A 22,452-nucleotide genomic window follows, 5' to 3' on the forward strand; every position below is an offset into this window, starting at 1 on the left:
TAAGTGTGTGTCTGAGGGGTCAGCTGCTAGATCAACTTCTGGGCGACCAGGTACTCGGCGATCTTGGTGCCGCCTTCGCCTTCGTCGGTGATCTTCTCGCCCGCGGTCTTCGGCGGCTTCGGGGTGGACGACAGCACCTTGGTGCCGGCGTTGGCCACGCCCACCTCGTCGGCCTCGACACCGATCTCGGCCAGCGTCAGGACGGTGACTTCCTTCTTCTTCGCGGCCATGATGCCCTTGAAGGACGGGAAGCGCGGTTCGTTGATCTTCTCGTTCACGCTGACCACGGCCGGCAGCGTGGCTTCGAGGCCGAAGACGCCCTCATCGGTCTCACGCTCGGCGGTGACCTTGCCGCCCTCGACGTTCAGCTTGCGCACGTGGGTCAGCTGCGGCAGGCCGAGGTACTCGGCGATGACCGCGGGAACCGCGCCGCCGACGCCGTCGGTGGCCTCGTTGCCGGCGATGACCAGCTCGGTGCCCTCGATGGTGCCCAGCGCGCGGGCCAGCGCCCAGCCGGTCTGGACGACATCGGAACCGTGCAGACCGTCGTCCTTGAGGTGAACCGCCTTGTCGGCACCCATGGACAGGGCCTTACGGATGGCTTCGGTGGCACGCTCGGGACCAGCGGTGAGCACGGTCACGGTGCTGTCGCCGCCCTCGCGCTCCTTGATCAACAGCGCTTCCTCGACGGCGCGCTCATTGATCTCGTCGAGAACGGCGTCGGCCGCTTCCCGGTCGAGAGTGAAGTCGCCGTCGGTGAGCTTGCGCTCCGACCAGGTGTCAGGGACCTGCTTGATCAGGACCACGATGTTCGTCATGACTGTGGTTCGTCCTCCTCGATGAGGCCGGCAGCCGGCCTGGGCATATCACGTAATGCGTAACGGCCACCAGGTTACTGCTCGGTAACTTTGACGGCGCGCAAGGACACCATAACTGGTCAATCCACTCATTCAGACCCCACAGTCGCCGGGCATCCGTTCGCGAACACGTCATCACGGGTTAGCCTGCCTTCCAATGAGCACATTCGGTTCGGTCGACAACCCGGGCGCGCAGCCGTCACTGCCGCTGACCGGTGAACGCACCATCCCCGGCCTCGCCGAGGAGAATTACTGGTTTCGCCGGCACGAGGTCGTCTACCAGCGCCTTGCCGAGCGCTGCGCCGGTCTCGACGTTCTGGAAGCCGGCCCCGGGGAGGGGTACGGCGCCGATCTCATCGCCGGTGTCGCCCGCCAGGTCATCGGGGTGGACTACGACGAATCCGCGGTGGCGCACATCCGCGCCCGCTACCCGCGCGTGCAGATGCACCTGGGGAATCTCGCCAACCTGCCCCTGGCCGACGCCTCCGTGGACGTGGTGGTGAACTTCCAGGTCATCGAGCATCTCTGGGATCAGGGCCAGTTCGTGGCCGAGTGTTTCCGGGTACTTCGGCCCGGCGGTGTGCTGCTGATGTCCACCCCGAACCGGATCACCTTCTCCCCCGGTCGCGATACGCCGCTCAACCCGTTCCACACCCGCGAGCTCAATGCCGACGAGCTGACCGAACTGCTCACCGAGGGCGGCTTCGCGATGGAGGCCATGCTCGGGGTCTTCCACGGGGCGGGCCTCTCGGCCATCGACGCCCGGCACGGCGGATCGATCATCGACGCGCAGATCGCCCGCGCGGTCGCCGACGCACCGTGGTCCGACGAGCTGCTGGCCGATGTCGCCGCGGTGCGCAGCGACGATTTCGATCTGACCGACGCACGCCCCATCGATGACAGCCTGGACCTGGTGGCGATCGCGATCAGGCCATGAGTGGGGAGCAGACCCCGGGGCTGTTCACCCTGGTCCTGCACACCCACCTACCGTGGCTGGCCCATCACGGCCGCTGGCCGGTCGGTGAGGAGTGGCTCTACCAGTCGTGGGCGGCGGCGTACCTGCCGTTGATGCGGGTGCTGCGCACGCTGGCCGCCGAAGGGCGCGGACACCTGGTCAGCCTCGGCATGACCCCGGTGGTCACCGCCCAGCTGGACGACCCGTACTGCCTGACCGGGATGCACCACTGGCTGGCCAACTGGCAGCTGCGCGCCCTGGAGGCCACCACCGTCGCCTCGGGCACCGCCTTCGCCGCCCCAGAAGCCATGCGGCAGTTCGGCATCCATGAGTTCGAAGCGGCCGGGCGCGCCCTCGACGAATTCACCTCACTGTGGGCCCACGGTGCCAGCCCACTGCTGCGTCAGCTCATCGACGCCGGCACCATCGAACTGCTGGGCGGGCCGCTGGCCCACCCGTTCCAGCCCCTGCTGAATCCGCGGCTGCGCGAGTTCGCTCTGCGCGAGGGCCTCGCCGATGCCCAGTACCGGTTCGCGCACACCCCCACCGGCATCTGGGCCCCCGAGTGCGCCTACGCGCCCGGGATGGAAACCGGTTATGCCGCAGCCGGTGTCAGTCATTTCATGGTCGACGGCCCGTCCCTGCACGGTGACACCGCGGTGGGCCGTCCGGTCGGCACGTCCAATGTCGTCGCCTTCGGCCGCGATCTGCAGGTCAGCTATCGGGTGTGGTCACCGAAATCCGGCTACCCGGGGCACGCCGCCTACCGCGACTTCCACACGTACGACCACCTGACCGGTCTCAAGCCGGCACGGGTCACCGGCCGCAACGTGCCCTCCGCCGAGAAAGCCCCCTACGACCCGCAGCGCGCCGATCGCGCGGTGGATGCGCATGTGGCCGATTTCGTGGAGGTGGTGCGGCGCAGGCTGATCGACGAGGCCGACCGCACCGGGCGCCCGGCGCATGTGGTGGCGGCCTTCGACACCGAACTATTCGGCCACTGGTGGCATGAGGGCCCGCTGTGGCTGGAGCGACTGCTGCGGGCACTGCCCGAGGCCGGCGTCCGGGTCGGCACGCTGTCCGACGCCATCGCGGACGGATTCGTCGGCGCGCCGGTCGAATTGCCGTCCAGCTCTTGGGGTTCCGGCAAGAACTGGCAAGTCTGGAACGGCGAGAAGGTGGCCGACCTGGTGCGCCTCAACGCCGAGGTGGTCGACACCGCGCTGGCCGCGGTGGACAAGGCGTTGGACCAGACCGACGCACCACACACCCGCGACCGGGTCGCCGACCAGATCCTGCGCGAAACCCTGCTCACCGTGTCCAGCGACTGGCCGTTCATGGTGAGCAAGGACTCGGCGGCCGAATACGCCCGCTACCGGGCCCATCTGCACGCACACGCCACCCGCGAGATCGCCGGGGCGCTGGCGTCGGGGCGCCGTGATCAGGCCCAGCGCCTGGCCGATGACTGGAACCGCGCCGACGGACTCTTCGGCGCACTCGATGCCAGGAGGTTGCCGCGATGAGCACATCGCCCGCGAGCGTGCGTGTTTGGACACCGACACGCCGTGCACACCGTGCACTTTGCGCACGTTCGTCACTGGCCGACGGTGCGCTCGCATGAAGATCCTGATGGTGTCCTGGGAGTACCCGCCGGTGGTGGTCGGCGGACTCGGCCGGCACGTGCACCACCTCGCCACCGCCCTGGCCGAAGCCGGCCATGAGGTCGTCGTGCTGTGCCGGCGGCCCACCGGTACCGATCCGAGTACACATCCGTCCACCGACGAGATGTCCGAGGGCGTGCGCGTGGTCGCCGCCGCGGAGGACCCGCACGAATTCGATTTCGGCACCGACATGATGGCCTGGGTACTGGCCATGGGTCACTCCATGACCCGCGCCGGGCTGGCCTTCGGCACTCGGGGCGAACACGCCTGGTATCCCGATGTCGTGCACGCCCATGATTGGCTGGTTGCCCACCCCGCCATCGCCTTGGCCGAATTCTTCGATGTGCCTTTGGTTTCCACCATCCATGCGACCGAAGCCGGCCGTCACTCCGGCTGGGTGTCGGGCGCGATCAGCCGGCAGGTGCATGCGGCCGAGTCCTGGCTGGTGCGCGAATCCGATTCGCTGATCACCTGTTCGGCGTCCATGGGCGACGAGATCGTCGAGCTGTTCGGTCCCGGATTGGCCGAAACGCATGTCATCCGCAACGGGATCGATTCGGCCGCATGGCCGTTCGCGCGGCGCACCGCTCACGACGGCCCGGCCCGGTTGCTGTTCCTGGGACGGCTGGAATACGAGAAGGGTGTGCAGGACGCGATCGCCGCACTCCCCCGGATCCGGCGCACGCACCCCGGCACCAGGTTGGTCGTCGCCGGCGACGGCACCCAGCGGGACTGGCTCGGCGAGCAGGCCCGTAAGCACAAGGTGCTCAAAGCGGTCGACTTCGTCGGACGCCTGGACCACGCCGAGCTGGTGCAGTTGCTGCACACCGTCGACGCGGCCGTATTGCCCAGCCACTACGAACCATTCGGCATCGTGGCGCTGGAGGCCGCCGCCACCGGGACGCCGTTGGTCACCTCCAATGTGGGTGGACTCGGCGAGGCCGTCATCGACGGTGAGACCGGGGTGTCCTTCCCGCCACACGACGTCGCCGCTCTGGCGACGGCGGTGCGCACCGTGCTCGACGATCCCGCCGCCGCACAGCGGCGCGCGGTCGCCGCGCGGGAGCGACTCAACCACGACTTCGACTGGCACACCGTCGCGGCCGAGACCGCTCAGGTGTATTTGGCCGCCAAACGCGGTGAACGCGAACCGCTTCCGCGCCGGCCGATCGTCGAGCACGCGCTGCCCGACCGCTGAGATCCAGCTGGACCGGCACGCCCGGTCTGGTGAATCAGTCCGCTCCCCGAGTGATGACCCGGATACCCGCCAGGATCGTGGCGAAATCGGTGCGCAGGACTGCCGCGGTGCTGTCGTGCGGTGACAATCCCACCTGGACTTCGTAGCTGCGCCCCTCGGCGGGCACCACCGCTCGAATGTCGAACGTCACGCCGGGACGTGGCTGCAGCGGGCCGGGCGGACGGTGGGTCACATAGGAGCGGGCGGGATAGCCGCACAACGTGGTCGCGGATTGCGCGTCGAGGCGGCTGCCACCGCCGGCAGCGATCGCATCGGCGTAGTCCTTGATCTCGGTGGCGAGATAGTCCTGCGGTGCTGACGCGCCGCGCGTCGCGGTGATGTCGAAGACCGAGGCCACCACCGTCGGGGTCGGGGCGCTCTCGCCGATCTCCGGCCCGACCAGAGCCAGCACGCTGACCGGCGCCGGCGCGCCACCCGCCTCGGTCAGCGCAGCGACGAGTTGTCCGGCGAGTTCGGGGCTGGCACTCCACCCCGGCGGCTGCGGCAGCTCCACGTGCACCGGATGTCCCGCGGTGTCCGGCGCGGACGCCCACTGCGACCCCGTCACCGGCAGACAGCCGGGCGCCGACTCGGGAGCCGGCGCAGACGACGAGCCGCAGCCGGTGAGTGCGCCCGCCACCGCGATCGCCGCGACAACGCTTCGCGGCATCATCCCGCGGTTGCGCAATGTCGACCCGTCCACATGGCCCCCCCACCTCACCAAGCGGTCGCCCGGTGCACACAGGTGAGTCGTCGGTAGCGCGCCAAACCGAACGGTGATCTCGCCCACACCGATGTCGGCCACCTTCGGTGTGGTCGAGTTTTTCGAGCTAGCGGGCGGCTTTCTTGCGCTCGATATCGGCCAGCGCCTCTGCCAGCGCGGCACGGTCGGCGGCCGACGCGTCCCAGGCCACCTTGCGGTTCTTGACCACCTTGGCGGGCGCGCCGACCGCGATGGAGAAGTCCGGGATGTCACCCTTGACCACCGCGTGCGCACCGAGCACGCAGCCCCGGCCGATCGACGTCCCACGCAGGATGGTGACCTTCGCGGCGACCCAGGTGTCCGGTCCGATCCGCAAGGGGCTCTTGATGATGCCCTGGTCTTTGATCGGCAACTCCAGGCTGTCCATCTTGTGGTCGAAATCGCACACGTAGCACCAGTCGGCCATCAGCACGGAGTCGCCCAGCTCGATGTCGAGATAGGTGTTGATGACGTTGTCGCGGCCCAGCACCACCTTGTCGCCGATGCGCAGCGACCCCTCGTGACACCGGATGGTGTTCTTGTCCCCGATGTGCACCCACCGGCCGATCTCCATCGTGGCGAGTTCCGGGGTCGCTTGAATCTCCACACCCTTGCCCAGGAACACCATGCCGCGGGTGATGATGTGCGGGTTGGCCAGCTTGAACTTCAGCAGCCGGAAGTACCGCACCAGGTACCACGGGGTGTAGGCCTTGTTCTTCAGCACCCAGCGCAGCGAGTCGGCGGTCAGAAATCGCGCCTGACGCGGATCACGCAGCCGCGAACCGCGCCACCTCTTGTGAAGGGGGGCGCCCCACATCGTCGTCATGGCCGGTCAGCCTATCCGAGGGTGGCACAGACTAGTCTCGGACCTCGATGCCTGCTTCCACGACGACGATGCGCCGGCTGGCCGCCATGCTGGGGATCACGGTACTGACCGCGACTGCCTGCGGAAACACCGACACCTGGGTGGAGGCTCATGCCGCGCAGGGCTGGTCGGCCCAGTACGCCGACGCCGCCAACAGCAGCTACACCCCGGTCGACGGTGCGAACCCCCTCACCTTGGAGTGGAGCCGATCGGTCAAGGGCCGACTCGGCGCCCAGGTGGCGCTCGGCGCGGGCGGTTACCTGGCCGCCAACGCGCAGACCTCCGACGGCTGCTCGCTGATGCTGTGGGAGAGCGACAACAACGGCCGCCAGCGGTGGTGCACGCGGCTGTGGCAGGGCGGACCAGGTGCCGCCCTCTCCAGCCCGCTGATCGACGGATTCGACAACCTCTACATCGGCCAGCCCGGCGGCATCATGTCCTTCCCTCCGACGCAGTGGATCCGTTGGCGTCAGCCGGTCATCGGGATGCCGACCACCCCGCGACTGCTCGACCCCGGCCAACTGCTGGTGATCACCCACCTGGGGCAGGTGCTGGTCTTCGACGCGCACCGCGGCACCGTGATCGGCACACCCCTGGACCTGGTGGAGGGTGTCGACCCCACCGATGCGCAACGGGGCCTGCAGGACTGCCCGCAGGGCCGCAGCGGCTGCCCGGTGGCGGCGGCGCCCGCGTTCTCGGCAGCCACCGACATCGTGGTGACCACCCTGTGGGAGCCGAACGCGGCCGCCCCGATTCTGGTGGGACTGCGCTACCGGCCGGATCGCACGCCCATGCTGACCCGGGAATGGACGAGCACCGCGGTCGGTGGCGGCCCGATCGCCGGCCCGGTGCTCTCGGCCGACGGCAGCACCGTCTACGTCAACGGCCGCGACCGCAGGCTATGGGCGGTGAACACCGCCGACGGTAAGCCGAAATGGTCGGTGCCACTGGACTATCAGCCGCAGACACCGCCGTCGGTGTCACCGCAGGGTGTCATCGTGTCCGGCGGCGGGCCGGGCGCCGCACTCGTCGGCGTCACCCCCGACGGCAAGATCGCCTGGTCACATTCGGATGTCGAACCACTGTCCACCTCGAGCCAGGCCGGCGAGCACGTGGCCTACACCGTCACCCGGGACGGGGCGAACGGCCAGGCACTGCTGGCCTTCGACCCCGCCGACGGACACACCCTCAACCGTTATCCCCTGCCGGAGGCCACCGGCTGGCCGGTCGGGGTATCGGTGGGCCACGACCGCCGCGTGATCACGGCGACCAGCGACGGTCAGGTATACGGATTCGCGCCTGCCTGAATCAGGCGATCATCGCGTCGATCGGGCCGCGCGGTACCGAGACCTGAACGGCTCCGGCGGCTTCGGGCAGCAACTCGCCCTGGCTGAAGAAGAAGATGATCGCGTCATTGGTGATCGCGAAGTTCTGGTAGTTCGTGGGGTCCAGACCCGCCGTCGGTGACACCGGGTCGGGCAGTCCGGACTGCTTGGCCAGCTCGGCCGCGACGATCGGGAAGATCACCGGAAGGGGCTGGGTGTCCGGCCGGAACAGAGTCTCGAACGTGATCGGCTTGCGGTAGGCCTGATCCCAGTTGAACGCCTTGTAGAACGTCTGCGGGTGCGCGCCGCCGACGTTCTGGTAGGTGGTGAACACCACCGTCTGTGTCCCGCGTGGGGGCACCGCCGAGCTGTACTGGGTTGTGGTGGTGTCCAACTCGTAGGGCATACCGCGCGAGTCGGGTGTCTTGGCCACGTTGATGAACCCGTCCCTGGTCTGCTTCACGTAATCGAAGACGGCGTTCGGGTTCGGGAAGTCGGTCGGGAAGGAGATGTTGAGCGTGTAGGCCGGATCGTTGGCCGTGATGACGCAGGTCGCCCCGGCGCCGGCCGTACCACCCACGTCCGAGCATTTCGGTGGGGCGGCGGCAGCCACCCCGGTGCTGGCGGACCCCAGCAGCACAAGAGATACAGCCAGCGTGAGAACGCGCATCGGGTGAATCCTCCGGGGCCAGGGCGGCATCGGCGCCACCGCCGCTAGGGTACCTGTGGCGCTAACGCGACGGCCGACAAATGAACGCCACCGCATGACTGTGCGCCCCGGCACCGAGCCGGCTGATCACCACGCTGAGCTGCGCGGCACCCCGCGGTTTGAGACGCCGCCGCAAAGCATCCGGGTCCACGTCCACACCGCGTACCAGGATCTCCACCGCGCCGGCGTCGCGCGCGGCGAGTTCGCGGCGCAGCAGCTTCACGTCGAAGCCGATCTGCGCGAGCACCTCGAAACCCCGCACGCCGTTCGGCAGTTCGTCCCCCGACAGGTAGGCGATATCGGGGTCGAGCTGCCAGAGGCCGTGCCGCGTCCCGTACTGGCGCACCAGTCCGGCCCGCACCACGGCCCCGTCGGGGTCGACGATCCACCGGCCCACGGCGGCCACCCGGCATTCGTCGGGATCGGTGTCGGTGACCTCCTCGCCACGATCGAGCAGAGTGGCCCGCCGTCCGGCCGTCGCCAGGCCCGACGACCACAAGCAGGCTTCCCGCACGCTGCCGCCCAATGAGGACACCTCGATCTCGCCGTGGAAGCCGAGCTCACCGAGCCGGCCGAAATCGATTCCCGGCGCGCATTTCACCACCAGGTCGCGATCGCGGTACGCATCGAGCAGCAGGTCCAGCGCCGGCGTGTAATCGCGCGGGTCGAACCGTCGCCGTCCCGCGCTGCGCCGGGCCGGGTCGGCCACCACGACGGTGTCGCGGGTGACCGGCACCAGCGCATCGGCACGGCACAGGTCCACTCCCCCAACATTGTTGCGGGCCATGGCAAGTCGCACCGGGTCGAGATCGCTGCCCAGGACCAGCGCGGCGGTGTCCCGCAGTGCGGCCAGCTCCGCGCCGACAGAGCAGGTGACATCGTGCACGCGCGCCCCGGCCAGCCGCCGGGCGCGGTGCCGGGCCACCGGTTCGGCGGTGCACTGCTGCAATGCGTCATCGGTGAACAACCATCCCGACGGGTCGCCGAACTTGGCCGCGGCGCGCCGGCGCAAGAGCACCGTCTCCACCAGCACGGCTGTTCGGTCTCCGAAACGTGTTCGCGCGGAGGCGATATCAGCGACCCGCGAGGAGTCAGTCAGCCGGTAGCCACCAACTTCGACCAATGCCGCCCGGCCTGCGTCGCTGCGCAGGTAGGCGACATCGTCGACGGTCCAGGCTACGACGGCTTGACCCCGGTGACCATGACGTTATAGAACCAGCCCTTCGGCACCACCCGGCGCAACACGTTGGCGTCCACCCAGCTCAGCGACGTCCAGCTGTTGAACGCGAATTTGGCCCAGCCCCAACCCAATCGACCCGGGGGCACCGACGCCTCGAAGGTGCGGATCGGCCAGCCGAGCATCGCGGCGGTGAATTCCTCGCTGGCGGTGGCGACCTGAACGGCGCCGGCGTTGGTGGCCATCCGTTCCAGATCCGACGGCTCGAACGTGTGCAGGTCCACCACGGCCTCCAGCGCCGCGGCGCGTGACGACTCGTCGAGCTCGGCTTGCGGGCGACGCCAGCCCTCCAGACCCGGCAGCTTGGTGATGTTGGTGGACAGGTGCCACGTCAGGGTGGACAGGTTGCGCGCGTAGACATTGCCCTTGCTAGTCGGTTCCCCGGCGAAGACGAACCGGCCGCCCGGCTTGAGCACCCGGACCACCTCGCGCAGCGACAGCTCCACATCGGGGATGTGGTGCAGCACGGCGTGGCCGACCACCAGGTCGAAGGTGTTGTCCTCGTACGGGATGCCCTCGGCGTCGGCGACCTTACCGTCGATGTCCAGGCCCAGGCCCTGGCCGTTGCGGGTGGCGACCTTGACCATGCCCGGGGACAGGTCGGTCACCGATCCGCGCCGGGCCACCCCGGCCTGGATCAGGTTCAGCAGGAAGAAGCCCGTGCCGCAGCCCAGCTCCAGGGCCCGGTCGTAGGGCAGCTCACGCTGAACCTCATCGGGGACGATGGCGTCGAACCGGCCGCGCGCGTAGTCGATGCAGCGCTGGTCATACGAGATGGACCACTTGTCGTCGTAGGTCTCGGCTTCCCAGTCGTGGTACAGCACCTGCGCCAGCTTGGTGTCCTTCAGCGCAGCCTCGACCTGTTCGGCCGTGGCGTGCGGATTGGGGGCCGGAGCCGCTCCGGCGGCGACATCGGGTTTGAGGTCGGCGTCAGCAGCAACGTCTGGCGTGTGGTCCGTGCTCGTCATATGGGCAGCCTAACTGCCGGCCACCGTTCCGAAGACTTCGACGTAGTGCCGCACTCCGTCATCAGCGCGATCGACCATCGCCTTGGCGCCCGCGAGCACATGTGCGGGTGCCTCCAGAAATCGGCGCGCCCGGACCAGCGCCGCGTCGTAGACGCCGTCCGGTGCCACCATCTCGTCGATCAGCCCGAGATCCAGCGCCTCCTCGGCGCCGACGAACCGGCCGCTGAACACCAGGTCCTTGGTGTGGCTGACCCCGATCGCGCGGACCAGGCCGGCCGTCCCGGCAGCGGGGAGCAATCCGGCCAGCACCTCGGTGGCACCGAATTTCACGTTGTCGCCCGACACCCGCCAATCGGCGGCCAGAGCCAGGGCCAGCCCCGCGCCCAGCGCGTACCCCGTCACGGCGGCGATCGTCGGCTTCGGGATGCCGGCCACCGCGGCGATCGCGGCGCGGCAGGCGGCGGTGACGCTCTCGGCGTCACTGGGATGCAGTCTGCGCAGTTCGGGGACGTCATCGCCGGTGCAGAACACCTCGTGGCCGCCGAACAGGATCACCGCGGCGACGCCAGGGTGGCCGCCGAGCTCCGTGGCCGCCTCGCCGATCTCCCGGTACATCTGCCTGGTCAGCGCGTTGCCCGGAGGGCGGGACAGCACCAGGGTGCCGATCCCGTCGTTCACCGCGGTGGTGACGAACTCCCTCACGACGGCAACACGTCGGAATTGGCGTACCCGTCCGGTGCCCGCCGGTTGCGGGCCTCGTTGTACCGCTCGCTGTTGAAGAACTCGATCTCCCAGTTGCCGTCGGTGACCACCAGGTGCGGGGAGACCGGCACGATCTGACGTTGCACCGCGAGCACCTCGGCGACGTCGTGGCCGGCCAGTGAGTCCAGCTGCGTCCAGGTCGGGGGCAACAGGAACGTGCGGCCCTCGGCGAAGTCGTCGAGCGCAGATTCCGGGGTGGCCCAGTACGCACGGTCGGTCTCGGTGTTGTCACCGTCGGCGCGCTGGCCCTCCGGCAGGGCGCCGACGAAGAAATAGGTGTCATAGCGCCGGGTGCGTTCCTCTTTGGGCGTCACCCAGTTGGCCCACGGCCGCAGCAGATCGGTGCGCAGCACCAGCTTCTCGGACTGCAGGAACTCACCGAAGGACAGCGTCTTGGCGTCGAGCTCCTTGCGTGCCTCGCGGTAAACCGAGGCATCGGCCACGATGCTGTCCGGATCGGCAGCGGGCCCGGCGAACAGCACCCCTGACTCCTCGAACGTCTCGCGGGCCGCCGAGCAGACCAGCGCCAGCGCCAGGTCGGTGTCCACGCCGAGGCGCTGCGCCCACCACGCGGGATTCGGACCGTGCCACGCGATATCGGCGCTGCGGTCACGGTCGTCGACGCCGCCGCCCGGGAACACCGTGGTCCCGGCGACGAACTGCATGTTCATATGCCTGCGCATCAGGAACACGTTGATACCGCCCGGAGTGTCCCGGACCAGCATCACCGTGGCGGCCGGCCGGGCCGGTAGGGGTACTTCGGTCATGCACGCCTCCTGTGTGCCGCGCGGCTGCGCACGCGCCGCGCGAAATAGCGTCCCTCGACCACTTCCAGCGCGATCGACTGCCCGAAGGCGGTGGACAGGTTCTCCGATGTCAGCACATCGGTCAGCAGGCCGGAGGCGACGACGGCACCCTCGGACAGCAGCAGGCAGTGGCTGAAGCCGGGCGGGATCTCCTCGACGTGATGGGTGACCAGCACGATGGCCGGGGCGTCCGGGTCGGCGGCCAGGTCGGCCAGCCGGGACACCAGTTCCTCGCGGCCGCCGAGGTCCAGACCGGCGGCGGGTTCGTCGAGCAGCAGGAGTTCCGGATCGGTCATCAGCGACCGCGCGATCAGCACGCGCTTGCGCTCACCCTCTGACAGCGTGCCGTAGGTGCGCATCGCCAGGTGCTCGGCGCCGACGCTCTCCAGCATGTCGACGGCCTGTTCGTAGTCGACGTCCTCGTAGGTCTCGCGCCAGCGGCCCAACACGGCGTACCCGGCCGAGATGACGAGATCGCGGACCACTTCGTCGTCGGGGACCCGCTGGCTCAGGGCGGAGCTGGACAGCCCGACGCGGCTGCGCAGTTCGGCCATGTCGGTGCGGCCGAGCCGCTCACCCAGCACGAACGCGGTTCCCGACGAGGGATGTTCGACGGCTGCGGCGATCCGCAACAGTGAGGTCTTGCCTGCGCCGTTGGGCCCGATCACCACCCAGCGCTCGTCGAGTTCGACGGCCCAGTCCAGCGGCCCGACCAGGGTCTTTCCGCCGCGGCGAAGCGTGACCCTGGCGAAATCGATCAGCAGGTCTGGATCGGCTTCACGTTCACTGTCGGGCACTCGCTCATCGTAGTGTCGGGGCCCCGCCCGGCTCGGGAGCGCCCCGCGGCGCCGAAGTCGTGGAACAGCAGCCGGCGCGGCATGATCCGCAGGATCAGCTGCACCAACGGACCGATTCCCAGCGCGTACACCACCGTGCCCACGCCCACGGTGCCGCCGAGCAACCAGCCCACCGTCAGCACGCCCGCCTCGATCGAGGTGCGCACCAGCCGCACCGACAATCCGGTGCGAGCCACCAGCCCGGTCATCAGGCCGTCCCGCGGGCCGGGACCCAATCCGGCGCCGATGTAGAGGACGGTGGCCACGGCGTTGAGCACGACGGCGCCGAGCATCAACGCGATGCGGGCGGGCAGCGAGCCCGGTGCGGTCAGCACGGCCAGGCCGGCGTCGACTGTCACGGCGATGACGATGACATTGGCGATGGTCCCGACACCCGGCTTGTTGCGCAGCGGGATCCAGGCCAGCAGCACGACGACACCGACCACCGCCGAGGCGATGCCGATCGTCATCGGGGTGTGCCGGGTCAACCCTTGGTGGAAGACGTCCCATGGGTCGAGGCCGAGACCGGCGCGGACCATCATCGCCATCGACAGGCCGTAGCCGATGAGTCCGATCAGCAGCAGCGACCCGCGAGTCAGGCCCCTCATGAGTGGTCCGGGAAACGGGCGCGGATGGCGTCCAGCTCGCTGTGCACCCGGCGGGCGTCGGTGTCATTGCGTGTGACGCGGTTGTCGGGCCCGGAGCGGGGATACTTCGAGGCCAGTCGGGATAGCCAGTTCTTCCTCATGCACCCAGTTTCGGGCCAGATTGGCTTGCCCTTCAATAGCCAGTTCGGCAATACTGGCATCAATGTCGATAGAAATGGCGGCCAGATCACTCGATGAGGACCTTTTGGCCCGCGAGTTGGGTAACTGGCGGACGTCCAGTACCAGCGGACCCGCGTACTCGGGATTGGCCGACGCCATCCGGCTGCTGATCGTCGACGGCCGGGTGCCCGTCGGATCGCGGCTGCCCAGCGAACGCGCCCTCGCCGACGCCCTGCGGGTATCGCGCACCACGGTCACCGCGGCATTCACCCAGCTCCGCGAGGACGGCTACCTACTGGCCCGCCGCGGTGCGCGCAGCATTGCCGCGTTACCACCGCGACCCGAGGCGCGCGAGGCGCGCCCCGCCGAACCTGCCGCGGGCGCCAACGTCAGCCTGGCCGCCGCGGCGATGTCGGCTCCCAGCGGGGCGGTCCTGGAAGCGTTCGCCGCGGCCACCCGCGATATCACCCCGTATCTCGGCGAGACCGGCCTCGACCCCACCGGGGTCTGCGCCCTGCGCACCGCCGTCGCCCAGCGGTACTGCGAACGCGGACTACCGACCGACCCCGGCCAGATCATGATCACCAGCGGCGCCCAGCATGCCATCGGGCTGATCCTGGCCGCGTTCACCGAGCCCGGCGACCGCGTGCTCGTCGAACAACCGACGTATCACGGTGCGCTGTCGGCCATTTCGACCGCCCGGGCGCGCGCCGTACCCGTCTCCCTCGCCGACGACGGCTGGGAGCTGGACGCGATGCACGCGGCCATCCGGCAACTCGCCCCCAGTCTGGCCTACCTGATCCCGGACAACCACAACCCGACCGGCTTCACCATGCCGGCGGATGAGCGAATCCGGCTGGGGCACATCATCTCCGACACCCGCACGCGTACCGTAATCGACGAGTCGATCATGGACATGTGGATGGACGAGGCTCCCCCGGCACCGCTGGCCGCCACGGTGACCCGCCGTGATCTGGTGCTCACCGTCGGGTCAATGTCCAAATCATTCTGGGGCGGGTTGCGGGTCGGCTGGATCCGGGCCGAACGCCACACCCTGGCCACCATCGCGGCCATCCGGCCGTCGGTGGACCTCGGCACCCCGATACTCGAACAGCTCACGGCGGCAAGGCTTCTCGAACAGCGCGATGAGGTGCTCGCGGAACGACGAGGACTGCTGCGCACCCGCAGGGCCTACCTGCTGGATCTGCTGGCGCGCCGGTTACCCGACTGGCAGCCCGGGCCCGGGCCGAACGGGATCTCGCTGTGGGTCAAGCTGCCCGCACCGATGAGCACGGCGTTGTCGGCTTCGGCGTCACGGTTGGGTCTGGATCTGCCTGCCGGGCCGCGGTTCGGGGTGGACGGCACGTTGGAGCGGTTCGTGCGGGTCCCCTATGCGCTGCCCGAGGCTGCGCTGGAGGAGGCGGTCGACCTGATGGCACGGGCCTGGGGTTCGATCACCGGTGCGGTCGAGCCCGAATCGCATGCGGTGGTGGTGTAGCTAGCCCTGGCTCTGCTGCAGGGCGATGCACCGGCCCATGTTCTCCGGGGTGCACGGGATACCGGCGACGGACGACAGCTGACCGCCCGGCAGGGTCTGCACCAGCGGTGGCGAGGCATCCGGCGGCGGAACCACGGCGTTACCGCTGGTGCTGCTGCCCTTGCCGGCTCCGGCGACGCACACACCCTCGAAGTGGCTCGGCCGCGTACCCCACGGGCAGTCCGCCGACGCCGGCGCGGCCAGCACGACCGCCCCACCGGAGATCGCGGCCGCGCACGCACCGAGAAGTATCGTCCGTTTCACCAACAACATGCCTCCACTGTAAAGGCCCGACCCCTGCCGCGCCGCAATAGCGCTGCTAGTCCGGGATATCGACCCGGCGGACGGTGCCGTCGACCGCGTCGGCGGCTTCGATCTCCCCGCGGGTCACCCCGAGGATGAACAGCACCGTATCCAGGTAGGGGTGGCTCAGCGAGGCGTCGGCGACCTCACGCAGGGCGGGTTTGGCATTGAACGCCACTCCCAGTCCGGCGGCCGCGAGCATGTCGATGTCATTCGCGCCGTCACCGACCGCGACCGTCTGCTCCATCGGGACGCCGGCTTGCTGAGCGAAGTCGCGCAGTGCCTTGGCCTTGCCCGGCCGGTCGATGATTTGTCCGACGACGCGTCCGGTCAGCTTGCCGTCGACGATCTCCAGGTCGTTGGCGGCGACGTAGTCGAGCATCAGTTCGTGCGCCAACGGTTCGATGACCTGGCGGAATCCGCCGGACACCACACCGCAGTGAAAACCCAGCCGACGCAGGGTGCGGATGGTGGTGCGGGCCCCGGGGGTCAGCTCGAGCTCGTCGGCCACCTCGTCGACGACCTCGGCGGGCAGCCCGGCCAGGGTGGAGACGCGTTCACGCAACGACTCCTCGAAATCCAGTTCGCCACGCATGGCAGCCTCGGTGATCGCCGCGACCTTGGCCTCTGCGCCGGCACGCGCGGCCAACATCTCGATCACCTCGCCCTGGATCAGGGTCGAGTCGACATCGAACACGATGAGCCGTTTGGCCCGCCGGGACAGGCTGTAGTCCTCCAGCGCGATATCGATGCCCAGCTCGACGGCGACCTGCGCCATCGCCGCCTGCAACTGGCCGTACGCCGCGCCGGCCGGCACCGACACCCGCAGTTCCAGACCGGTCACCGGGTAGTCGGACACGCCCCGGATGGTGTCGATGTTCACGCCGAGTCCGGCGGCCTTGCGGGCCACCACACCGAATGCCTCGGCGGTGATCGGCCGGCCCAGCACCACGATGGTGTGGGTGGACGGTTCGCGCATCACCGGCAGATCGGCACTGCGCTCGATGGTGACATCCAGCCCCACCCGGTGGATGGCGGCTCGGATGTCGTCGGCGAACACCGTGCCGTCGGCCACCTCGGCGGGTGCGGAGACGAACACTGCCAGCGTGAGCCGGCTCCGGACCACCACCTGCTCGACGTTGAGCAACTCGACGTGGTGCCGAGAGAGCACCTCGAAGAGCGCCGATGTGACGCCGGGCTGGTCGAGTCCGGTGACGGTGATCAGGACCGACACCTTCGAATTACTCACCGATTCAGGTGCGGACGTTCTCGTCGTCGAGCCGGGTGACGTCGCCGTCGGCAGGACCGTGTGCCCGGCCGATGTGCGCCTCGGCGCGCATCCGCTCGACCATGTGCGGGTAGTGCAGCTCGAATGCCGGTCGCTCCGAACGGATCCGGGGCAGTTCGGTGAAGTTGTGCCGCGGCGGCGGGCAGGACGTGGCCCACTCCAGCGAGTTGCCGTAGCCCCACGGATCGTCGACCACGACGGGCTCGCCGAAGCGCCAGCTCTTGAACACGTTCCAGACGAACGGCAGCGTCGACACACCGAGGATGAACGCGCCGATGGTCGAGATGACGTTCAGCGTGGTGAACCCGTCGGTGGGCAGATAGTCGGCGTAGCGGCGCGGCATGCCCTCGTCACCGAGCCAGTGCTGCACCAGGAAGGTGGTGTGGAAGCCGATGAAGGTCAGCCAGAAGTGCAGCTTGCCCAGACGTTCGTCCAGCAACCGGCCGGTCATCTTCGGGAACCAGAAGTAGATGCCCGCGTAGGTGGCGAACACGATGGTGCCGAAGAGCACGTAGTGGAAGTGCGCGATGACGAAGTAGCTGTCGGTGACGTGGAAGTCCAGCGGCGGGCTGGCCAGCAGCACACCGGAGAGTCCACCGAGCAGGAAGGTGATCAGGAAGCCGACCGAGAACAGCATCGGTGTCTCGAAGGTCAACTGTCCCTTCCACATGGTGCCGATCCAGTTGAAGAACTTGATACCGGTGGGCACCGCGATCAGGAACGTCATGAACGAGAAGAACGGGAGAAGGACCGCGCCGGTCGCGTACATGTGGTGCGCCCACACCGCCACCGACAGGGCCGCGATACCCAGCGTGGCGTAGATCAGCGTGGTGTAGCCGAAGATCGGCTTGCGGGAGAACACCGGGAAGATCTCGGAGACGATGCCGAAGAACGGCAGCGCGATGATGTACACCTCGGGGTGCCCGAAGAACCAGAACAGGTGCTGCCACAGCAGCACACCGCCGTTGGCCGGGTCGTACACGTGTGCGCCCAGGTGACGGTCGGCGGCGAGGCCGAACAACGCGGCGGTCAGCAGCGGGAAGGCCAGCAGCACCAGGATCGAGGTCACCAGGATGTTCCAGGTGAAGATCGGCATCCGGAACATCGTCATACCCGGGGCACGCATGCAGACGACGGTGGTGATCATGTTGACGCCACCGAGGATGGTGCCCAGACCACCGACGGCCAGGCCCATGATCCACAGGTCGCCACCGGCGCCCGGGGAGTGGATGGCGTCGGTGAGCGGCGAGTAGGCGGTCCAGCCGAAGTCGGCGGCGCCACCGGGGGTGATGAAGCCGGCGATGGCGATCAGCGCGCCGAACAGGAACAGCCAGAAGGAGAAGGCGTTCAGCCGCGGGAACGCGACGTCGGGGGCGCCGATCTGCAGCGGCAGCACCAGGTTGGCGAAGCCGAACACGATCGGGGTCGCATAGAACAGCAGCATCACCGTGCCGTGCATGGTGAACAGCTGGTTGAACTGCTCATTGGACAGGAACTGCAGGCCCGGCAACGCCAGCTCGGTGCGCATCAGCAGCGCCATCAGGCCGCCGACGAAGAAGAAGATGAAGCAGACGACGCAGTACATGATGCCGATCAGCTTGTGATCGGTCGTCGTGATCAGCTTGTAGATCAGGTTGCCCTTGGGGCCCATCCGCTGCGGGAACGGACGCCGTGCCTCGAGTTCTCCGATTGGGGGCGCTTCGGCTACCAACAGATCCTCCATAAAAAGTCGACGGGTCATCCCGGCACTGGTCTGTTCGTGATCTTATCCCCCATCACCGCCCACGGCGGCATGGGTCCTACAAACTGTCGTAGTTTCGCTTCGACGGCTGGATGTTACCGTCGGCGACGTGCTGTTTCCCTCCGCGCGCATCGCCCGGCTCACCGGCCGGGTCGTCGGGGTCACCTCCATCGTTTCGGCTGTGGCACTGACCTTGTTGACCGGCTGTGGCAGTCAGGAGCAGGCCGGGCCGGGCCCCGCCCCGGGTGCGCCGGTCACCAGCACCACACGCATCGCCGGCGCCGGGGTGTTGGGCAACCAGCGCCGCCCCGATGACTCGTGCGCCGCCGAGCCGGCGCCGGCCGATCCCGCTCCGCGACAGGTCGGTAACGCCCCGGCCGCCGGTGTGCCCACCACGACGGAGGTACAGGGCGACCCACAACGCATCGTGGCGCTGTCCGGCGATCAGCTCGACGCGTTGTGCGCGCTGGGCCTGCAGGGCCGGATCGTCGGGACGCCGCAGCCGCAACCCTCCTACTTGGGCGCGGTGATCCACGGTTCGCCCGGCGTGGGTGATCCGGCGTCACCCGATCTGGCTGCCGTCGGGCGGGCCACCCCGGACCTGATTCTCGGCTCGTCGGCGCTGACACCGACCGACTTCGGCGCGCTGAACCGGATCGCGCCCACCGTCTTCACCGGGGCGTCGGGGGCGGGCTGGCAGGACACCCTGCGCACCGTCGCCGCGGCGGTCGGGCGACCCGAAGCGGCGGCCCGGGTGCTCGACGAGTTCACCCAGGACGCCCGCAAGACCGGGCAACAGAACGACGCCACGCATTTCCAGGCATCGGTGGTGCAGTTCACCGAGAACACCGTGCGGGTCTACGGGGCCGACAACTTCCCGGCCAGCGTGCTGCACGCGGTCGGCGTGGATCGCCCTGCCGCCCAACGCTTCACCGACAAGCCGTACATCGAGCTGGCACCCGATGCCGATCTGTCCGCCGCCGACGGCGATATCGTCTACCTGTCCTTCGACTCCCCCGCCGCCAAGGAGCACGCGGCGAGCGTGCTGGACAGCCCGGCGTGGCGCAAGCTCTCGGCCAACCGGGACAACCGGGTGTTCATCGTCAACAACGAGGTGTGGCAGACCGGGCGCGGTGTGGTGGCCGCGCGCGGCATCCTCGATGACCTGCGCTGGCTGAACGCACCGATCAACTAGACCGCGCGCCGGGTCATTCGACGCCCTGCAACGCCTGCTGGCCGAACTGACCCAGGCCCAGCGAGCCCTCGGGCAGCACCAGCTCCCCGGTCTCGATCCGGCGCCGCAGATAGGCGAAGGTCTGCGCGGTCTGCGCGAACAGGTGCTCCCCGGCCCGCAATGTCGGGCGGGACTTGGCATCCGCGGAAGCGAACTGCGGCAGCGGTTTGACCTCGGTGTGGTAGTCGACGTTGAAGAACAACGGGAACGAGTAGCGCTCTTCGGCGACCTTGCGGACGCGGTGGCTGGTGGCCACGAACGCGCCGTTGGTCCACAGCTCCAGCAGGTCACCGATGTTGACGACGAAGGCCCCCGCCACCGGTGGGACGTCGATCCATTCGCCCGCCCCGTTGAGCACCTCCAGTCCGGGGGCGGTCGGTTTGAGCAGGGTGAAGCACTCGTAGTCGGTATGGGCACCGATCCCGATGCTGTCCTTCGCATCCGGATTGTGCGGGTAATGGATGAGGCGTAACTGGCTCGGGGTCTTGGTGGCGTGCCGGGAGAACACCTCGGGATCCTCACCGAGCGCGACCGCGAACGCCCACAGCAGCCGCTGCCCCACTCCCAGCAGCGCCTGGTAGTAGGCGGTGACCGCCTCGGCGAAACCAGGCAGTGCCGGCCAGGCGTTGGGGCCCAGCATCGGATTGCCGGCCAGGTAATCCGGATCGTCGGCGGGCAGGTCCAGCGCGGTGTCGAACGCCTCCTTCAGATCCGGGGTGGTGCCCTCCAGTCCTTCCTCACCGACGGGCACATAGCCGCGGTGACACCGGGACAGCCCGATGTAGTTGCGCATCTTCTCTTCCACCGGCAGCGCGAAGAACTCCTTGACCGCAGCCAGCATCTGCTCGAACAGCGACTCGTCGATACCGGTGCCGCTGATGTAGAAGAAGCCGACCTCCGCTGCCGCCCGGCCGATCTCGGCGGCCACCCGCTCCTGCTCGGTGCGCTCCGGTGAGTACAACCCACTGATATCGATGACGGGCACCGATGTGAATGACGTGACGCCACTCATGAATCCACGTTCCCTTCCGATTTCTCCACTGTCCAGCGCACGCCGTTGGCCTGGATGTCCTTGCCGGATATGACGATTCCGAGGGCCCGGTGGTCGGCACCGATGACCACCTGGGTGCGGTCGGCCCAGCCGAACAGTGCACCGGCACGAACCAGCAGCGCCTGCGCCCCGTCGGGCCCGGACAGGTGCAGCGCTCCGGCCGGGGTGGCCGCGCCCGGATCACGGACCCAGTGCTCGACGTAGTCCTCGTGCACACCGGTTTCGATGAGGGTGTCGCCGTCCCACGTCATCACGCCCGCATCCGGGAACGGCCCCGGGGGTTGCACGTCGATGGCGCGGTGCCATTCGAAGATGTCGCCGTTCTGGTGCAGGGTGCCCGCGAAGCCACGCGAGTCGACATAGGCCGTCGGGCCCTGTAGCCACAGCACACCGGGTTCGGTGTTGCGGGTGCCGTCCGGCTCGATCAGCAGGGTGCGCCGCCACAGCCCGACGCAGTCGGTCATCAGGACCGTCACGAACTTTCCTCCCATCGATCCCGCAGAGTGCGCAGTCCGTCGGCGGTGGGCACACCGAACGCCCGTACCCGGGCGATTCCGCCGTCCGGGTAGGCCTGCACCCGCAGCGCCGTCACGGCGGGCACGTCGACGCAGAACACCTGCCGGGCGTCGGGGATCAACCGGGTGCGCGACAGCACCGGCACGTCGAATGCGACCAGCCCCCAGCCGTGTTCACGATCGGGTGTACACCGGCTACCCAACACCGACACCTCTGGACTCGCGTTGAACACGAAGTACGACGTGTCGACCTCGATCTGCCGGAGGTCGGCCGGTACCGCGAAGGAGATGATCACCGCATCATGGGTTTCGGGCCCGATATCGCGGCGCCTGCGGGTCTCCCAGCCGTCGCCCATATTGTGCGGCCGGTTCGGGGCGACCAGCGAGGCGGCGCTGGAATAGAAACTGTCGCTGCACCATTCGACGCACCCACCCTGCTCCAGGCCGGACACCTCGACGGTGACATCGGCCCACAACGCCGGGTCCGGCACCACCTCGCCGTAGGCGCGTAACCGGGCGACACCGCCGTCGGACCGCAGTCGCAGCCGCAGGTGCGTCCACCGGCGCCGATCCGTCACGGCCAGCAGGTTGTGCGAATCCGCTTTGAGCGCCGTCGTTTCCACCACCGGCGTCCAGACCACCGCAGGTCCGGCCGGATCATCGGTGCGGTCCAGGGCACACGCGTCCACCGCGCAGGCGGTCGGATGGTTTCCGGAGAAGAATCGGGTATCGACGTCCACGGTGTGCAGGCGACCGGGCGCGCCCAGCCGGATGATCACCCAGTCACCGCCGGGCCCGGCGTGCCGGCGGGTCTCCCACCCGTCGACCACTTCACCACGCAGGTCATAGGTGCCCGGCACGAAGGCGGGTTCGGACGGGTCGACGAGCCGCTCCTTGAACCCGAAGGATTCGTCGCTGGCGGCCACCACACTGCCACCGACGACGCGGGAGGCGAGATCCACGTCGGTCACAGGTTCAACGATCCCGAGAGCGGCCAGTGGCTGCGCGGATCGACCGCGTCACGACATCCATCACCCCGACCGCCGACAGATAGAG

The 22,452-nt window shown here is 68.6% G+C and carries 22 protein-coding genes and 1 pseudogene; 6 read left to right on the top strand and 17 right to left on the bottom strand.

What is annotated here, in order from left to right:
* Positions 1-26 precede the first annotated feature (26 nt).
* Positions 27-818, bottom strand: a complete 792-nt coding sequence (locus QN239_RS22420; RefSeq protein WP_090357020.1) for an electron transfer flavoprotein subunit beta/FixA family protein — start codon at positions 816-818, stop codon at positions 27-29.
* A 196-nt stretch (positions 819-1,014) separates the two neighbouring features.
* Here QN239_RS22420 and QN239_RS22425 point away from each other — a divergent pair, with 196 nt between their 5' ends.
* From QN239_RS22425 to QN239_RS22435, 3 genes are all read left to right on the top strand, one after another.
* Positions 1,015-1,794, top strand: a complete 780-nt coding sequence (locus tag QN239_RS22425; RefSeq protein ID WP_499013689.1) for a class I SAM-dependent methyltransferase — start codon at positions 1,015-1,017, stop codon at positions 1,792-1,794.
* Positions 1,791-3,335 (top strand): 1,4-alpha-glucan branching protein domain-containing protein, encoded by a 1,545-nt coding sequence (locus QN239_RS22430; RefSeq protein WP_499013690.1) that lies wholly within the window; start codon positions 1,791-1,793, stop codon positions 3,333-3,335. Before QN239_RS22425 ends, QN239_RS22430 begins: the two co-directional genes overlap by 4 nt.
* Positions 3,336-3,429: 94 nt before the next feature.
* Positions 3,430-4,671 carry a glycosyltransferase family 4 protein gene (locus QN239_RS22435; protein ID WP_499013692.1) on the top strand — a complete coding sequence of 414 codons (1,242 nt, stop codon included), beginning with the start codon at positions 3,430-3,432 and terminating at the stop codon, positions 4,669-4,671.
* A gap of 34 nt (positions 4,672-4,705) precedes the next feature.
* Here the strand turns inward: QN239_RS22435 and QN239_RS22440 are convergent, their stop codons facing one another.
* Positions 4,706-5,413: a hypothetical protein gene (locus QN239_RS22440; RefSeq protein WP_499013694.1), complete on the bottom strand. Its 708-nt coding sequence runs from the start codon at positions 5,411-5,413 to the stop codon at positions 4,706-4,708.
* Between the two features lie 127 nt (positions 5,414-5,540).
* Positions 5,541-6,278 (bottom strand): acyltransferase, encoded by a 738-nt coding sequence (locus QN239_RS22445; RefSeq protein ID WP_090357030.1) that lies wholly within the window; start codon positions 6,276-6,278, stop codon positions 5,541-5,543.
* A gap of 68 nt (positions 6,279-6,346) precedes the next feature.
* Between QN239_RS22445 and QN239_RS22450 the strand changes: the two genes are divergently transcribed.
* On the top strand, positions 6,347-7,624 hold the full coding sequence (locus QN239_RS22450) for a BamB-related PQQ repeat family beta-propellar protein (RefSeq protein ID WP_499016928.1): 1,278 nt from the start codon (positions 6,347-6,349) through the stop codon (positions 7,622-7,624).
* Between the two features lies 1 nt (position 7,625).
* On the opposite strand, the gene QN239_RS22455 is transcribed toward QN239_RS22450, so the two are convergent.
* The 8 genes and pseudogenes from QN239_RS22455 to QN239_RS22490 all read right to left on the bottom strand — a co-directional run bounded on the left by QN239_RS22455 (position 7,626) and on the right by QN239_RS22490 (position 13,708).
* Positions 7,626-8,312, bottom strand: a complete 687-nt coding sequence (locus QN239_RS22455) for an esterase (protein WP_499013696.1) — start codon at positions 8,310-8,312, stop codon at positions 7,626-7,628.
* Between the two features lie 61 nt (positions 8,313-8,373).
* Positions 8,374-9,519 (bottom strand): annotated as a pseudogene (locus QN239_RS22460) (THUMP-like domain-containing protein); the annotation flags it as partial.
* Positions 9,520-9,527: 8 nt separating this feature from the next.
* A complete protein-coding gene (locus tag QN239_RS22465) occupies positions 9,528-10,556 on the bottom strand; it encodes a class I SAM-dependent methyltransferase (RefSeq protein ID WP_499013698.1) in 1,029 nt (342 codons plus the stop codon).
* A 9-nt stretch (positions 10,557-10,565) separates the two neighbouring features.
* Positions 10,566-11,258 (bottom strand): enoyl-CoA hydratase, encoded by a 693-nt coding sequence (locus QN239_RS22470; protein WP_499013701.1) that lies wholly within the window; start codon positions 11,256-11,258, stop codon positions 10,566-10,568.
* Positions 11,255-12,085: an NUDIX hydrolase gene (locus tag QN239_RS22475; protein WP_499013705.1), complete on the bottom strand. Its 831-nt coding sequence runs from the start codon at positions 12,083-12,085 to the stop codon at positions 11,255-11,257. The genes QN239_RS22470 and QN239_RS22475 overlap by 4 nt, the downstream gene beginning before the upstream one ends.
* Entirely contained in the window at positions 12,082-12,921 is an 840-nt protein-coding gene (locus QN239_RS22480) for an ABC transporter ATP-binding protein (protein ID WP_090357040.1), read from the bottom strand. The genes QN239_RS22475 and QN239_RS22480 overlap by 4 nt, the downstream gene beginning before the upstream one ends.
* Complete coding sequence (gene yczE, locus QN239_RS22485) at positions 12,882-13,568, bottom strand: membrane protein YczE (RefSeq protein ID WP_499013708.1); 687 nt, start codon at positions 13,566-13,568, stop codon at positions 12,882-12,884. Before yczE ends, QN239_RS22480 begins: the two co-directional genes overlap by 40 nt.
* Positions 13,565-13,708 carry a hypothetical protein gene (locus tag QN239_RS22490; RefSeq protein ID WP_499013711.1) on the bottom strand — a complete coding sequence of 48 codons (144 nt, stop codon included), beginning with the start codon at positions 13,706-13,708 and terminating at the stop codon, positions 13,565-13,567. Before QN239_RS22490 ends, yczE begins: the two co-directional genes overlap by 4 nt.
* Before the next feature lie 62 nt (positions 13,709-13,770).
* Here QN239_RS22490 and yczR point away from each other — a divergent pair, with 62 nt between their 5' ends.
* Positions 13,771-15,225: a MocR-like transcription factor YczR gene (gene yczR / locus QN239_RS22495; RefSeq protein WP_499013714.1), complete on the top strand. Its 1,455-nt coding sequence runs from the start codon at positions 13,771-13,773 to the stop codon at positions 15,223-15,225.
* Here the strand turns inward: yczR and QN239_RS22500 are convergent, their stop codons facing one another.
* The 3 genes from QN239_RS22500 to ctaD are packed head-to-tail and all read right to left on the bottom strand — an operon-like array spanning position 15,226 to position 18,566.
* Complete coding sequence (locus QN239_RS22500; protein WP_167158219.1) at positions 15,226-15,537, bottom strand: hypothetical protein; 312 nt, start codon at positions 15,535-15,537, stop codon at positions 15,226-15,228.
* Between the two features lie 46 nt (positions 15,538-15,583).
* Positions 15,584-16,816, bottom strand: a complete 1,233-nt coding sequence (serB, locus tag QN239_RS22505; RefSeq protein WP_090357050.1) for a phosphoserine phosphatase SerB — start codon at positions 16,814-16,816, stop codon at positions 15,584-15,586.
* A 4-nt stretch (positions 16,817-16,820) separates the two neighbouring features.
* Entirely contained in the window at positions 16,821-18,566 is a 1,746-nt protein-coding gene (gene ctaD / locus QN239_RS22510) for an aa3-type cytochrome oxidase subunit I (RefSeq protein WP_090357309.1), read from the bottom strand.
* Between the two features lie 139 nt (positions 18,567-18,705).
* On the opposite strand from ctaD, the gene QN239_RS22515 reads away from it, so the two are divergent.
* Positions 18,706-19,791: an iron-siderophore ABC transporter substrate-binding protein gene (locus QN239_RS22515; protein WP_499013718.1), complete on the top strand. Its 1,086-nt coding sequence runs from the start codon at positions 18,706-18,708 to the stop codon at positions 19,789-19,791.
* Between the two features lie 13 nt (positions 19,792-19,804).
* Here QN239_RS22515 and QN239_RS22520 read toward each other — a convergent pair whose 3' ends face one another.
* From QN239_RS22520 to alc, 3 genes are read right to left on the bottom strand one after another with little or no spacing between them, the layout of a single operon-like run.
* Positions 19,805-20,842 carry an isopenicillin N synthase family dioxygenase gene (locus QN239_RS22520; RefSeq protein WP_090357052.1) on the bottom strand — a complete coding sequence of 346 codons (1,038 nt, stop codon included), beginning with the start codon at positions 20,840-20,842 and terminating at the stop codon, positions 19,805-19,807.
* Positions 20,839-21,357 carry a hypothetical protein gene (locus QN239_RS22525; RefSeq protein WP_499013721.1) on the bottom strand — a complete coding sequence of 173 codons (519 nt, stop codon included), beginning with the start codon at positions 21,355-21,357 and terminating at the stop codon, positions 20,839-20,841. Before QN239_RS22525 ends, QN239_RS22520 begins: the two co-directional genes overlap by 4 nt.
* Entirely contained in the window at positions 21,354-22,367 is a 1,014-nt protein-coding gene (gene alc, locus QN239_RS22530) for an allantoicase (RefSeq protein WP_499013724.1), read from the bottom strand. The genes QN239_RS22525 and alc overlap by 4 nt, the downstream gene beginning before the upstream one ends.
* Positions 22,368-22,452: the final 85 nt, after the last annotated feature.

It is taken from the genome of Mycolicibacterium sp. Y3 (assembly GCF_051188035.1).
Lineage (GTDB): Bacteria > Actinomycetota > Actinomycetes > Mycobacteriales > Mycobacteriaceae > Mycobacterium > Mycobacterium fluoranthenivorans.

Bases quoted from the DNA above. Each gene is read 5' to 3' on its own strand.
- yczE (WP_499013708.1), bottom strand. From the start codon at position 13,568: ATGAGGGGCCTGACTCGCGGGTCGCTGCTGCTGATCGGACTCATCGGC.
- QN239_RS22445 (WP_090357030.1), bottom strand. From the start codon at position 6,278: ATGACGACGATGTGGGGCGCCCCCCTTCACAAGAGGTGGCGCGGTTCG.
- QN239_RS22430 (WP_499013690.1), top strand. From the start codon at position 1,791: ATGAGTGGGGAGCAGACCCCGGGGCTGTTCACCCTGGTCCTGCACACC.
- QN239_RS22450 (WP_499016928.1), top strand. From the start codon at position 6,347: ATGCGCCGGCTGGCCGCCATGCTGGGGATCACGGTACTGACCGCGACT.
- QN239_RS22420 (WP_090357020.1), bottom strand. From the start codon at position 818: ATGACGAACATCGTGGTCCTGATCAAGCAGGTCCCTGACACCTGGTCG.
- QN239_RS22475 (WP_499013705.1), bottom strand. From the start codon at position 12,085: ATGACCGAAGTACCCCTACCGGCCCGGCCGGCCGCCACGGTGATGCTG.
- QN239_RS22465 (WP_499013698.1), bottom strand. From the start codon at position 10,556: ATGACGAGCACGGACCACACGCCAGACGTTGCTGCTGACGCCGACCTC.
- QN239_RS22435 (WP_499013692.1), top strand. From the start codon at position 3,430: ATGAAGATCCTGATGGTGTCCTGGGAGTACCCGCCGGTGGTGGTCGGC.
- QN239_RS22455 (WP_499013696.1), bottom strand. From the start codon at position 8,312: ATGCGCGTTCTCACGCTGGCTGTATCTCTTGTGCTGCTGGGGTCCGCC.
- QN239_RS22490 (WP_499013711.1), bottom strand. From the start codon at position 13,708: ATGAGGAAGAACTGGCTATCCCGACTGGCCTCGAAGTATCCCCGCTCC.
- QN239_RS22500 (WP_167158219.1), bottom strand. From the start codon at position 15,537: ATGTTGTTGGTGAAACGGACGATACTTCTCGGTGCGTGCGCGGCCGCG.
- QN239_RS22425 (WP_499013689.1), top strand. From the start codon at position 1,015: ATGAGCACATTCGGTTCGGTCGACAACCCGGGCGCGCAGCCGTCACTG.
- QN239_RS22520 (WP_090357052.1), bottom strand. From the start codon at position 20,842: ATGAGTGGCGTCACGTCATTCACATCGGTGCCCGTCATCGATATCAGT.
- yczR (WP_499013714.1), top strand. From the start codon at position 13,771: ATGTCGATAGAAATGGCGGCCAGATCACTCGATGAGGACCTTTTGGCC.